A 13,760-nucleotide genomic window follows, 5' to 3' on the forward strand; every position below is an offset into this window, starting at 1 on the left:
GCAAATCTATACATAGCAGGCTTTTTGCCTTTTTCTAACCGTCGAACTCACGTTAATGTTTAACGTGAGTTCGACAGACCTCTCCCGGACAGCCTCTCTCGCCTTAGAAACTATCCATTAGTCACATCTTTCTTAAGATTGCCGTAAAGTAGGCTTTAAAGGGGTGAGAGAAGTAAACAACGGCGGCATAGTTGACAAAATCAACAGGAAATGTATAGGTAGTAGGCATAGTGTGGCACGTCCACCAGAGACGCTCGTTAACTACAAAGATGGAGATGGGGAATCTGAGTAAAGAAGTTTCCAGGTGGCAGCGATATCGTGTAATCGCCGCAGCCCACGCCAAATGGTTTTCACTCCCAGTTCATCATCGCCTTTGCGTCCCAAAAAGCCACCAAGAGTTGCAATTAGGGACTTCCAAGAAATAAATTATCCAATTTCACGCCCATCAAAACGACTTTCTCTCCCCCTGCTCCCTGCTCCCTGCCCCCTGCCCTAAAAGCGATGGGATATTTTTTTATTTGGAAGTCCCTTATGCGTACTGCTTGGCGTCAAGATGGTGGCTTGTCAGGTAGCATAGGATTTTTATTGATAGTGGCAGATAAAGACTGCCATTCACAGGCTTCTAAAACAGTGTCACAGGGCAACTCAGGATTAACTCGTGCTTTATAAATCAGCGATCGTAAACGCCACGCCACAATGGAAAAAGTTGACTAGACTCTTCCCTCAAAACTATACCTATCAATGCTTTTGCTCTTGTTTTGATTCCAGTATTTTAAGTAAATTGCGATTTTCCTCGCAATGCATAACGCTTCTAATTTTTCGGTAATCTGGAGAACAGCAATAGCATAATTCTACTAAATCTGTATAACTTGATTCTAAATGAAGTAGCGTTCAGAGTTAAAATGACACAATTGCATTAAATTGTGGTTAAAACTACAAAAAATTGTTAAAACAACTAACTAATACCGTATTTCCAGCCTCGATCTTCCGACTAGAGAGTGGTTTAACTTTTATTCATCAAGAAATTCCCACTACTCCCGTAGTTGTGGCGGATGTTTGGGTGCGTGCTGGAGCCAGCTTAGAGCCAAAACCGTGGTTTGGCATGGCGCACTTTTTAGAACACATGATTTTTAAAGGTACGGCGACGCTACCCCCTGGAATGTTCGATTCCCAAGTTGAAAATCAAGGAGGCATCAGTAATGCAGCAACAAGCTATGATTATGCTCATTATTCACTCACCACAGCTGCTCCTTATTTAAAAGATACTCTGCCCTACTTGGGAGAACTACTACTTAATGCGGCAATTCCAGAAGATGAATTTAGCCGAGAACGGGATGTAGTGCTAGAGGAAATTCGCTCTTGTCAAGACGATTCCGACTGGATAGGATTTCAAGCACTGATTCAAAGCATCTATCCGCATCACCCTTACGGACGTTCGGTGTTGGGTACTGAACAAGAACTGATGCAGCAATCACCAGAAGCAATGCGCTGTTTTCACCGCACTCACTATCAGCCGGAAAACATGACGGTGGTAATTGCAGGGGGTATAGGCCAGCAACCAGCTTGGGAAATGGTAAATCATTCATTTAGTGATTTTGCCGAACCCTCGAATTGTCCGCAGTTAGAGAAAGTGACAAAGCCAGCGATCGCCGGAATTCACCGTCAAGAACTGTGTTTACCACGCATAGAGCAAGCGCGATTGTTAATGGCGTGGCTAGTACCCGGAGTAAAAGATATCCGTACTGGCTATGGTTTAGATTTTTTGTCAGTGTTATTGGCAGAAGGGCGGACTTCGCGTTTAGTGCGTGATTTACGAGAAGATTTGCAATTGGTACAGGGAATTTGCAGTAGTTTTTCTCTACAACGAGAATCAAGTTTATTTACAATTACTGCCTGGTTAGAACCAGAAAATCTCGAGAAAGTTGAGTCTTTAATTTGCGCTCATTTGGATGATTTGCAGACTAAAGGAATTAGCGAACAAGAACTTGCCCGGATACGCAGGTTGCTATGTAACGAGTATGCGTTTTCTACCGAAACGCCAAATCAACTTACAGGGCTTTATGGATATTACAATACCATTGCCCAAGCTGAATTAGCTGTGACATATCCCCAGCAGATTCAGTCTTTTGATGCCAAAGAACTGCAAAAATTAGCTAAACAGTATCTCTCATTAGAGAATTATGCAGTTACTATACTTAAACCGTGTTAGTCATTGGGCATTAGCAAAAGACGAATGACAAAAAACAAATGACAAAGGACAAATGACAAATGACAACCTTGCTGCAAAAATCGCCCATCCATCGCACTGTATTGAACAATGGCCTTGTCGTGCTGGTGACAGAAAATCCAGCTGCGGACATTATTGCAGCGAGAATCTTTGTGCGTGCCGGTAGTTGTAACGAAAACCGGGAGCAAGCAGGGTTAGCACATTTGTTATCAGCAGTAATCACAAAAGGATGTGATGGACTTTCTAGCTTGGAAATTGCAGAAATTGTTGAGTCTGTAGGGGCAAGTTTGAGCGCGGATGCTGGCACTGATTATTTTTTGCTATCTTTCAAGACGGTAACATCTGATTTTGGGGAAATTTTAACATTGGCAGGGCGGATTTTGCGATCGCCTACTTTTCCTGAAACTCAAGTGGAACTAGAACGGCGTTTAGCACTCCAGGATATTCGCTCTCAAAAAGAGCAACCGTTCAATGTCGCTTTTGAACAAATGCGGCAGGTAATGTACCAAAATCATCCCTACTCCATGTCAGTGCTGGGAGATGAAACCACCATGAGCCGCTTAACCCGTGCAGATTTAGTGGAGTATCACCAGACTTATTTTCGTCCAGATAATGTAGTAATTAGTATTGCTGGTAGAGTCACATCCACAGATGCAGTAGCGTTGGTGGAAGAAGTTTTTGCTGATTGGCAAGCGCCAGCCCAAGCACTACCAATACTGAATTTACCTGAGATTAAGGTAGAACCGCAGGTAAGGGTAAAACCAGTACAGACACAACAATCAATTGTGATGCTCGGTTATCTAGGAACATCGGTGAGTTCTGTTGACTACGCCGCCTTGAAGTTGCTGTGTACCTACTTGGGAAATGGGCTTTCTAGTCGCTTGTTTGTCGAATTGCGGGAAAAACGCGGTTTAGCTTACGAGGTATCCGCTTTTTACTCCACAAGGCTATTTCCAGCCTCATTTGTGGTTTACATGGGTACAGCACCAGAAAACACCAGCATTGCCCTAGAAGGACTGCGTACAGAAGTAGATTTGTTGTGTACCACCGAAGTATCTGAAAGCGCACTCCAAGCTGCTAAAAATAAGATCCTGGGGCAATACGCCTTGGGTAAACAAACCAACGGGCAAATTGCTCAGATATACGGCTGGTATGAAATTTTGGGCTTAGGAATTGATTTTGACACCAAGTTCCAAGAATTGGTTGCGGCGGTGAGTGCCAAGGATGCGATCGCTTCAGCTCGTAAGTATTTAAAAGAGCCTTACTTGTCTTTAGTTGGTCAAGAAGAAGCAATTAATCGAGCGATCGCGAACTGAGAATGTGCCGCAGCTACGCTCATCACAGATATTGTAAAATCTAGCAGCTGTTTTTTCGACCAAGCGGCTGTACCATTAGCATGAGAATATTCTGGGAGTGAATTCCATGCAAAGCAGCCTGACAGCAAGTATTTTGAGTTACTTAAAATTACTAGACCCAACTGTAAATCGCTGTAGAATGGAAAAACGGCAAAAAGATTGGGGACCAAAGAGGTCTAAATCTTTATCAGCCATTAAAATACTCTTGTTCTCCGCTACGCCTCTGCTTATTACCTCAACTGCTGTAGTATCAATAGCAGCGCCACAAAAAATTGCCCAAGTAAATCCTGGAAATAGCATCAACCGCCCTAGCCTCAAAGTTGGCAGTCAAGGCGAACGTGTAGCTGAACTTCAGGCAGCTCTGAAACTTTTGGGTTTTTATTCTGGTGCAGTAGATGGTATTTATAGTGAAAATACAGCTACTGCTGTTTCCCGATTTAAACAAGCAGCTGGCTTGAATCCAGATGGCATCGTTGATGCCAGCACTTGGCAACGACTTTTTCCTAATCAACCTGTAGCAGCATCAACTGCCCCTTCATCCCAGCCAAGATTTAACTCAGCGACAAATTTTCCTGTTCCAACCCAGGCTAGTAACCTCACCAACGTTGGAAATCCCAACCCCAACCCTCCCAGACAAGCTGTAACACAAGTTCCGACTAGACCAGAACCAAAACCTACTACCCCAAAAAAAGCTGTAACCCAAGTTACGAACAATCCTGAGCCAAGACCTGCTACTCCCAGAAAAACTACAACTTCTAGCACCAAGAAACCGCCGAAGCGTACTACATCAACTACTAGAACTCAGTCAAACACAACTACAAAACGAACTCCTGGTATTCAATACACCTCAGAAGGATTGCCAATTTTGCGTATAGGATTACGTGGTTCTGAAGTTGTTAAGTTGCAACAACAACTGAAAAAGCTTGGTTTCTTAAAAGGTGATGCCGATGGAGACTTTGGCGAGACAACCGAAGCAGCAGTGAAAGCTGCACAAAAACGCTATGGTTTAGAACCTGACGGCGTAGTTGGTGGCTCTACCTGGGAGGTTCTTTTGCGGCGTTAGCCATAGTATGAGCATAGCCAGCATCTCCTTTGCGTGTAAGCAAAAACGCTGACAAAATGCTCCGAAGTTCTGAGAACCTATTTCTTTTTTGGAAATCCCCAAGTTACAGAGGTTTTTTAACTTTAATAAACCTCTGTAAGGGTTTTGCGCTTCACAGCATTTTTTATGAATTTAACTAAATCATCGTAATACCATTTTGAAAAATGATTGTGACACATGGATTCACACCAAGCCAGACGCACCAAGGCAATTCCCAATCCAAGATCGTTCGACTGAGCGACTTGCCTTGAGCGGAGTCGAAAGGAGCCGAAGTCTAAAATCCAAAATCTAAAATGGTATAAGTTCCCCACTTAAATTGTACTCAGGTCGGTGTGGGTAGTTCACTGCGGTACATCCTGCAATACGATAAAGATATACCGATTAGAAATATCTCTCTTGCCAGTACTGAAAAATTACATTGATTTTAGGCTGATAAAAGATGATGGCAACTTTTGGAGTCAAACATAACAACACTCGATAGTGTTACAAATCACAACTGGCAATAGTGAAATTAATTAAACTTACTGTTAATTCCTCTAAAAAAACTTATGCAACACTTTGTATTAACTTGGCTTGGTACTGCGGTAGCGTTATTCATTACAGCTAATATCGTTCCGGGATTCTTTATCAAGAATTTTGTGACTGCCTTAATTGCTGCCTTTGTAATTGGTTTGGTTAATGCATTTATTAGACCAATTTTACAGATTTTGACGTTTCCAATTACCTTGCTCACCTTTGGTTTATTTACATTAGTGATTAATGCCTTAGCCCTTTGGCTGGCAAGCGTCCTAACTCCTGGTTCTGGTTTTGAGATTCAGGGCTTTTTACCTGCTTTGTTAGGTTCAATTGTACTAGCAATTGTTTCTAGCATCATTAACTATTTTTTGAGAGTTGTTGACTAGAAAATTAAGGAACTTTTGTAATACTAATAATATTTAAAGCTTGGGCAACAGCAAGAGTTACCGCTCCTGGTTGCTCTTGTATTTGGAAAATTTGTTTAGGAACTAAAAACTTCACTCGCAATTCTTCTATGTTTGTAAAGGGGAAAACAGTCAAAGATGTGAGTTGAGAAGCTGCAAGAATAGCAGCTGCCTCTGCTACGCTAGGTGTACCTACTTTATCGTCGATAATTGTGGCAGGGTTGGGGACACAGACAGAGCGAAGTATTTCCGCAGAAAAGGTTTTTAGGGGCAAATTGCGGAGGCGACAAAGTTTGACTAAGCCAACTTCTGAGGCTTTAGTATCAATGGTAGCAATACCTGCGATCGCACTTGGAAAAAGTTGATTTTCTCGAAATATTTGCTCAATTGCCAGATCGATTGACTCCCATGATGTCCCCCGTTTACAACCGATTCCTACCCATAAAGCCTGTTGCACTTGGTATATTCCTTATTCAATTCGTCAAGATTTGGTTTACTCCAACAGCCAACCAAATAAATCTCCTACAGTCAGCCTCAACTCACTTGCAAAATCTGGCACAGGAAGTAAAGCTTCTGATTCATCCAACATGACTGGTTGTTGATTGCGGATGTAGATAAATACCGTTTGTTCTTCTGGATCGATCAGCCAACCCATTTGTGTTTCAAAATTCAGGCAATGCAGGATATTTTTTGTGACTTTCGTTTGTCTTTGGTCAGGTGATAGAATCTCAATAGTCCAATCAGGAGCTGCTTGAAATACGTTGGCAACTTCACCATTTTGATCGCGAGGAATTCTTTGCCAAGTAAACACAGAAATATCTGGCACTATTGACCTTCCACCAAAAGTACAGCGCAATTCTGGAAAAGCGCGAGCAATTCGCTTGGGCTTCACTATTGAGCTGATGGTGCTAATCATTTCACCTCGAATTGTACTGTGCTTTCCCTGTGGCATAGGTTTTTGAATAATTTCACCATTGATATATTCACTAGCGGGCTTCGTCTCTGGTAACATTAGAAACTCTGCCAAAGTTATATTTTTAGATGGTGTCCGTACCATAAGCGATCGCCTCCAGTCCAGCAATTCTAATTAAAAAACCGCAAAGTACACAAAGAAGCTTTAATTTAACTCTTACTCTGCGTACCTTTGCGCTACCTCAGCGGAACTTTGCGTTAAAAAAAATATTACATCCTCTCCAATACCTGAATTCCCAACAAAGATAATCCCAGTTTCAGAGTTCTAGCAGTCAAATCACATAAAACTAAACGGGATGTGCGCTGCGGTTCCTCAGCTTGTAGTATGGGACAGCGATCGTAGAATTGGTTAAACTTCTGACTCAGTTCAAACAAATACTCACATAAACGATTGGGCAGCAAGTCTTGCTCTACACTACTAATAACTTCATCCAGTTGAAGTAAATATTTTGCTAGTGCTAATTCTGTTTCATGCTGCAACAAAACGGCATTATTTCCCAACTCTTTAAAGTTAATATCACCCTTGCGGCTAATCCCATGAATCCGTGCATAAACATACAGCATATAGGGCGCAGTATTACCTTTAAGATCCAGCATTTTGTCGTAGCTGAAGATGTAGTTACTGGTGCGATTTTGGCTTAAGTCTGCATACTTAACTGCGCTGATTCCAACTACCCTAGCAACTTCATTAATAAATTCTTCACTTTCTTGGCGTTCTTCTTTTTGTAATCTAGTTTTTAGGTCAGCATGGGCACGAGAAACAGCTTCATCTAATAAATCCCGCAACCGCACAGTATCCCCAGAACGAGTTTTGAATTTCTTGCCATCTTCTCCTAACACCAACCCAAAGGGCACATGCACTAATTCCACATCATCAGGAATCCATCCGGCTTTGCGTGCTACCTGAAAAAATTGGGCAAAGTGGTTTCCTTGTCCAGCGTCTGTTACATAAATTATCCGCTTTGCTCGATCCTGCTGAATCCGGTAACGGAGAGATGCTAAATCTGTTGTGGCATAGTTATAACCACCATCTGATTTCTGCACAATTAAGGGCAAAGGTTCACCTTCTCTATTTGTAAACCCTTCCAAGAAAACACATTTTGCCCCTTGGTTTTCTACCAGTAACCCAGATTTATTTAAATCTTCCACAACTCCTGGTAGCAAGGGATTGTAGAAAGATTCGCCTCGTTCAGTTAACTTGATATCCAATAACTCATAAATTACTTGAAACTCCCGCCGTGATTGTTCGCACAAAAGTTTCCAAGCATGGAGTGTATCTTCTGTACCTGCTTGTAATCTGACAACTTCTTGGCGTGCTGTTTCTTGAAAAGCTTCATCGGCATCAAACCGCAGTTTGGCTTTGCGATAAAAAGAGACTAAATCACCAATATCTAAAGCATTCGCAGTGGTAAGGGCGTCTGGGTAAACTTCGCGCAGATAGGCGATTAACATCCCAAACTGCGTACCCCAATCACCCACATGATTTAACCGCAATACATCATGTCCAAGAAATTCTAAAATCCGGGCGATGGAATCACCAATAATCGTCGAACGCAAATGTCCGACGTGCATCTCTTTGGCAATATTGGGACTGGAAAAATCCACAATTTCCCGTTTCGGCGTTTTCGCGGCTGGAACTCCCAGTCTGGGATCGGCTTGAATCGCGTTTAATTGGGCTTCTAAGTATGCTGTTTTCAGTTTGAGATTGATAAATCCTGGCCCGGCAATTTCCGGCGGTTCGCAGATTTCGGATACATCTAGTTTCTCAACGATCGCACCTGCGATCGCTCTTGGTTGCAATCCTAACTTTTTACTCAAGGATAAAGCCACATTCGCCTGATAATCGCCAAATTTAGGATTGCTAGCAGGAACCAAAATTGGATCTACTCCAACAAAGTCAGCGCCAAAAGCCGCGATTAAAGCCTGCTCTAAGAGAGCTTTTAGTTTTTCTTGTGTAGCGTTCATATATAGATTTTATCTGTGAAAGGGGAGTGTAGTTCTGGAAAAGCTTGATTATTTTAACCTTAAAAGATATTCATCAAGTCTAAGCAAAGACTGTCATTTTAAAGTCGAACCCCCTTAAATTGTCTCCCATCCTCGGCATAACTTTTAGATTCTGACGATACCGAAGTCGATTTTGACAGACTACTAGTTAATCAAGTCAACTAAAGCGTAGTACGTAGTAAAAACTTTAGCGCTTAAAACAAAGACTAAACTTATTTACCCACGTTTCATTGATTTGATAGATTACTACGTTTTCCAACGTAAGTACGGAGATCAGCTCTATTTGTATAGCAGCGTATTAACTAAGCCTTGGCTTAGTTAATACGGATGACGGCACACCATTACTTATCTACCTCATTTAAATGAAAAGGCCTATAGATAAAGCTTTTAGCTTTTCACTATAGAAATTGCATATCTGATTTTCATAAAAACTATATATTATTCATGAAGTTTTAATCATACATAAGTTTAACTACTAAGTGTTGATAACAGTATCATACTAGATAAAAATTATGTTTTTTCGGTAAAACTACTTTAGATAAAGCGCTATTTAAATATACTAGCAAAAGTAAATAGACAGATTGACGTTGCTGAAGTCTAGCTGTTAGAAGTAAGAGACAACTGAAGAGAGATAGCTGCTCAAAAAAGCATTATCTAAATTGTCTTTCCTACTTAATGGCTCATAATATGAAACCTAAGTTATTCACTGCTTTGATTGCCGCTACAGCTACATTAACCGGATTAGTTTCCAAAGTAGAAACTGCATCTGCTGCTGATTTTAATTGGAATAGTTCATGGACTCAACCAACTGTATACAATAAGTCTCAAACTGGTTTTAACGACACTCCTTTTCAACAATTTGTCCAAGCAGAAAGTGTTGCTCTTCCAAACAGCGGACAATTTAAATTAGACCCCAGTAAATTAAATTTAAAATACGACCACGATGTTTCTGTTTACTTTATTAATGAGGGCGCAGGTTATAGAAACCAGTTAGCCTTTGAAGCTACAGGAACTACTAACAAATCTGGGCTGCTTTTTAATGATATTTCCTGTGAAGGAGATGGATGTGTTGGCGGTTGGGGCGGTAACGCACTAAAACTAGGTGATGGGGTCAAAGTTGGTAATGTTACCGCAGGTACTCAACTAGATTTATGGTTGAGAGCTGATGGTTTGAACCGTGGCAACTCTGCCAATATCTTTGGTACTGACACTGCCTCTAACGCTGACGGACTACAGCACGCAGTTGCTTATGCTTACAACAACTACATCCTCCTGGCATTTGAGGATTTATACGGAAATTTATACGCTTCAGGGGTAGATTCTGCAACTGGTAAGTGGAATGAAGGTTCCGATCGCGACTTTAATGATGTTGTCGTCGTTCTTGATGTCGGTGAGGCAAATGTTAAGGCGTTAATTGGTGCTACCGTTCCTGAACCATCTGTGACTCTATCAATGTTTGCGGTGGGAGCAGTTAGTATGTTTGGATTGCGCCGTCGCCGTCAAAGTCGCACTTCTAACTAAACTTTGAGACGGTGCTAAATATAAGGCGCATTTAGTTTCATTGGAAAATAACAAGCGATCGCATTTTCACCCGTATAAATAATGTACGGGTGATTTTACGTTTGTAGTGGCATTTATCGAACAGAATTCAGGAGTCAGGAGTCAGGAGTCAGAATTCAGTTGGGTATTCTGTATGACACAACGACCGGCTCAGTGCATCGCTGGCGGATAGCGCCGATGGCAAGCGAGTAGTCGTACTCTTTCAGAGAAGCAAGCTACGCTTTTAGCGTCTCGTAGAGAGCGTCTTGATTCTGAATTCTGAATTCTGCATTCTATATTCTTCTTCAAATTTTATCTATTGCGATCGCGTTCTAAATCATCAATCACTTTTTGCAAATACCACTCGTCTGACATGCCAGGATAATAATCTTTGTTTTGCTGAATCAATCGTTCGGCAATTTCCCAATATCCTCCAACCATTCGTAAAAGTCGCTGACGTAGCAGGTGATATTTTTGCTTTTTTGACTCTGGACTAAATTTCTGAATTTTTTCGAGGCTATTTAAGACTTGTTGATAATTTTCCCAGTCTTCTTGTTCGCAAAAGATACTCCCCGCCCGTTGATAATCTTCCACGGCGTTTTGTATTTCTTCTAAGCAAGTATAGGCAATGGCGCGATTGTAGTAAGCTTGAGCATCATCAGAATTAATTTGCAGCGCTTGGGTATAATCTTGAATCGCACCGAGATAATTACCCGTTGTCCGATAGACATTACCTCTGGCAATATAAACTAAGCCATCTTCGGGTTGCATCTGGAGTGCTTGGTTAAGATCCGCGATCGCACCTTGATGATCTCCTAAGAGAGAACGGGCTTTACCTCGGTTGCGATAGACAATGGCATCTTGAAAATTTAGTCGTAATGCTTGATTAAAATCTGCGATCGCTTCTCGATAATTCCCCATTTTACAACGCACAACCCCACGACAGCAGTAAGCTTGGGCATCTTGCGGATCGGCTTTTAATACCCAGTTTAAATCGGCTAGTGCTTCTTGAGTATCTCCCTTTTCAGCTTTTTCTAATAATTGTGTGAAATAATCATTGGTAGATAAAATCGGCGCATTGGTGGAACGCGATTCCTCAAGGACAGGTAATTCTTTAGGTTGTAGCTGTTTAATTCGTTCCAAAGACAGACGACAATTCTCTTTATCCTGTTGCTCTAGATATAACCCAGCAGCCTTTTTAAAGTTAGCGATCGCATCTTGAATATAACCCTGTTTGCGCCGCACCATTCCCCGCAGATTATAAGCAGCAGCATAATTGAGATTGAGACGAATTGCGCGTTCTACATCATTTAGCGCCCCCGGTAAATTTTTCAGCGCGACTCTAGCCAATCCCCGACAATAATATGCTTCTACACTCTCAGGATTCAGCTTCAAGGCTTCGGTATAATCTGAAACAGCTTTCAAAATTGATCCTGAGTCATAATGTGCTAAACCCCGTTGTAAATAAGCTTCGCTAAAGTAAGGTGTCAGTTGTAAAGCATGGTTAAATTCCTCAATTGCTCCGGCGTAGTCTTTTCGCCTAGCCTTTTCCAATCCCCTATTGTAGAATTCGTCATTCATGGCATTTGTTTGGTTGATTCAGTTCATTGAATTCCAGCAGACTTCTTTTGTAGCCTAACTTATGCACTCATCTTCATATTTTAAGTATATTTCATATTTTTTCTGAAATAAAAACAACACGCTATCCTAAGTTGTGATAAATGAAATTTATCCAATAGAATATTGTACGTGTCCAGATTCTAGAGTTAAGTTTAATTCAAATCTCACTAATTATTTATAATCATGAAAATTAGAACTATTACAACAGGTATATCAATTCAATCTCTCCAATATCAGGAAAAAATTAAGCAAGCTGCTGAATTTAATCAGCAGGTACAGATTTTGTTTGAAGAACAAGGATATGAAGTTCAAACAACTAGAATTACTACTAATAGCTGGGAAGAATATCTGCAAGGTTTATCTAAAATCGAAATTATTAATGAGATTCAAGCTATCGAACAACTTTGTCAAAGTTTGAATATCAGCTTTTTCAATATTGGTTATGCTAGCAAATTTGAAACTATAGGTATAATTCCAGATATCAATAAAAATACATCAATTATTTATTGCTCTAGTAAAATTGGGGATAGGGAAAACGGTATAATTTTTGAGAATGCTCAGGAATCTGCCAAAGTTATTAAACGTATTTCTCAAGAAAGTGAAAATGGCTATGGTAACTTTCAATTTTGTGCATGGGCAAACTGCCAGCCAGATATCCCATTTTTTCCTACGGCATACCATACAGGCAATACATCTTTTGCTCTAGGTTTAGAGTTAGGCAATTTGGTAATGCAAGCATTTTCACAAGCTAAGAATATTCTTACAGCAGAGCAAAACCTGCAATTACTTTTAGAATTAGAATTAAATAAAATCGCAGTGATTGCTGAAAAAATCTCCGATAAATTTGCCGTTATATATAGAGGAATTGATACATCTCTAGCTCCATCTTTAGATAAAGAAAATAGTATTGCTTTTGCTTATGAAAAATTGATGAATGGCAAGTTTGGGCATTCAGGAACTCTCGCAATTTCTGGGATGCTGACTCGCGTCTTGAAAAATGTCTCAGTAAAAATCTGTGGTTATTCTGGACTGATGCTTCCAGTTTGTGAGGATGTTGGACTAGCTACCAGAGCTAACGAGCAAACATATAATATTACAAATTTATTATTATATTCAGCAGTTTGTGGCTGTGGACTGGATACAGTTCCGATTCCAGGTGATATCACAATAGAAAAAATTACAGCTTTATTAATTGATATGGCAACTTTAGCTATCAAGTTAGATAAACCACTATCAGCACGATTATTTCCAATTCCAAATAAAAAAGCTGGGGAAATGACTACATTCAATTCCCCATATCTCGTAGATTGTAAAATATTTACGGTTGACTAAAATTATTCTGAAAGTAAGCTGGGAGAAGTTAGCACAAAAACATCTCTACTTCCTTGAGCATCAATCTGTGGTTTGATCGGAGTGGTAAAGTGGAAAAAATCACGATCGTTGACTAATAATAGTTCTCCCGGATTAAGAACTTTGCTAAACACGGGCTTTTGTTTTTTGTCAGTATATAGATGTGTTTCTCCACCTTGAATATTATCTCTATTTACTGAAAATATACCAATAAAATCAGTACCATCTTGATGGATACCTTCAGGTGCTGGATTACCCAAATTATCCGCTGAACAAATAGTTCTAATTTGATGAACTCCGATTTCAGCTTCCGGATGAAGTTTACAAGAATCACTGAATGCTAAGACAAGATTCTTAAAAATATCCAGTTCTATAAGTGCATCTTCTAATTCTGCAAACTCTCTTTTTATGTCACCCACTAATGGATTATACTCTTTACTTTGAAAGAGGTAGCCATGAGGTAATTTGATTAATTGATTTTCATAAACTGTAAACCGAGATAATCTTCTGGAACGATAAGTGCCTTTGATATAAGGGTCAATAGGCATATTACTAAAAAATGCCTTAAAACCTTCTGGATTGATAGAATTTACCTTTCTGAGAGTAAACAGAAAAGCATATTCTAATTCCGTTGCTGTCCACACTTTTTGCATAGGATTTACCTCCTTGCA

At 40.4% G+C, this 13,760-nt stretch carries 12 protein-coding genes and 1 pseudogene; 6 read left to right on the forward strand and 7 right to left on the reverse strand.

The window, feature by feature from the left end; genetic code table 11:
• Positions 1-261: 261 nt before the first annotated feature.
• A pseudogene (locus RM368_RS01135) lies at positions 262-408 on the reverse strand (IS4 family transposase); the annotation flags it as partial.
• Between the two features lie 140 nt (positions 409-548).
• Positions 549-695 carry a hypothetical protein gene (locus RM368_RS01140; protein ID WP_322692337.1) on the reverse strand — a complete coding sequence of 49 codons (147 nt, stop codon included), beginning with the start codon at positions 693-695 and terminating at the stop codon, positions 549-551.
• A 248-nt stretch (positions 696-943) separates the two neighbouring features.
• Between RM368_RS01140 and RM368_RS01145 the strand changes: the two genes are divergently transcribed.
• The 4 genes from RM368_RS01145 (at position 944) to RM368_RS01160 (ending at position 5,586) form a co-directional block, all read left to right on the forward strand.
• A complete protein-coding gene (locus RM368_RS01145; protein ID WP_322692338.1) occupies positions 944-2,209 on the forward strand; it encodes a pitrilysin family protein in 1,266 nt (421 codons plus the stop codon).
• Between the two features lie 59 nt (positions 2,210-2,268).
• Positions 2,269-3,543 carry a pitrilysin family protein gene (locus RM368_RS01150; RefSeq protein ID WP_322692339.1) on the forward strand — a complete coding sequence of 425 codons (1,275 nt, stop codon included), beginning with the start codon at positions 2,269-2,271 and terminating at the stop codon, positions 3,541-3,543.
• A gap of 106 nt (positions 3,544-3,649) precedes the next feature.
• Complete coding sequence (locus RM368_RS01155; RefSeq protein WP_322692340.1) at positions 3,650-4,645, forward strand: peptidoglycan-binding domain-containing protein; 996 nt, start codon at positions 3,650-3,652, stop codon at positions 4,643-4,645.
• A gap of 587 nt (positions 4,646-5,232) precedes the next feature.
• Complete coding sequence (locus RM368_RS01160) at positions 5,233-5,586, forward strand: phage holin family protein (RefSeq protein ID WP_322692341.1); 354 nt, start codon at positions 5,233-5,235, stop codon at positions 5,584-5,586.
• A gap of 4 nt (positions 5,587-5,590) precedes the next feature.
• Here the strand turns inward: RM368_RS01160 and RM368_RS01165 are convergent, their stop codons facing one another.
• From RM368_RS01165 to argS, 3 genes are all read right to left on the reverse strand, one after another.
• Positions 5,591-6,061, reverse strand: coding sequence for a cobalamin biosynthesis protein (locus tag RM368_RS01165; RefSeq protein WP_322692342.1), 471 nt, complete (start codon positions 6,059-6,061; stop codon positions 5,591-5,593).
• A 36-nt stretch (positions 6,062-6,097) separates the two neighbouring features.
• Positions 6,098-6,661: a Uma2 family endonuclease gene (locus tag RM368_RS01170; RefSeq protein WP_322692343.1), complete on the reverse strand. Its 564-nt coding sequence runs from the start codon at positions 6,659-6,661 to the stop codon at positions 6,098-6,100.
• 125 nt (positions 6,662-6,786) lie between these two features.
• Positions 6,787-8,541, reverse strand: a complete 1,755-nt coding sequence (gene argS / locus RM368_RS01175; RefSeq protein WP_322692344.1) for an arginine--tRNA ligase — start codon at positions 8,539-8,541, stop codon at positions 6,787-6,789.
• 726 nt (positions 8,542-9,267) lie between these two features.
• On the opposite strand from argS, the gene RM368_RS01180 reads away from it, so the two are divergent.
• Complete coding sequence (locus RM368_RS01180) at positions 9,268-10,101, forward strand: DUF4114 domain-containing protein (protein ID WP_322692345.1); 834 nt, start codon at positions 9,268-9,270, stop codon at positions 10,099-10,101.
• A 330-nt stretch (positions 10,102-10,431) separates the two neighbouring features.
• Here the strand turns inward: RM368_RS01180 and RM368_RS01185 are convergent, their stop codons facing one another.
• On the reverse strand, positions 10,432-11,700 hold the full coding sequence (locus tag RM368_RS01185; RefSeq protein WP_322692346.1) for a tetratricopeptide repeat protein: 1,269 nt from the start codon (positions 11,698-11,700) through the stop codon (positions 10,432-10,434).
• A gap of 222 nt (positions 11,701-11,922) precedes the next feature.
• Here RM368_RS01185 and RM368_RS01190 point away from each other — a divergent pair, with 222 nt between their 5' ends.
• Entirely contained in the window at positions 11,923-13,071 is a 1,149-nt protein-coding gene (locus tag RM368_RS01190) for a DUF711 family protein (RefSeq protein ID WP_322692347.1), read from the forward strand.
• 2 nt (positions 13,072-13,073) lie between these two features.
• Here RM368_RS01190 and RM368_RS01195 read toward each other — a convergent pair whose 3' ends face one another.
• Positions 13,074-13,742, reverse strand: coding sequence for a 2OG-Fe dioxygenase family protein (locus tag RM368_RS01195; protein ID WP_322692348.1), 669 nt, complete (start codon positions 13,740-13,742; stop codon positions 13,074-13,076).
• Between the last annotated feature and the right edge of the window lie 18 nt (positions 13,743-13,760).

It is taken from the genome of Nostoc sp. DedSLP03 (assembly GCF_034530815.1).
Lineage (GTDB): Bacteria > Cyanobacteriota > Cyanobacteriia > Cyanobacteriales > Nostocaceae > Nostoc.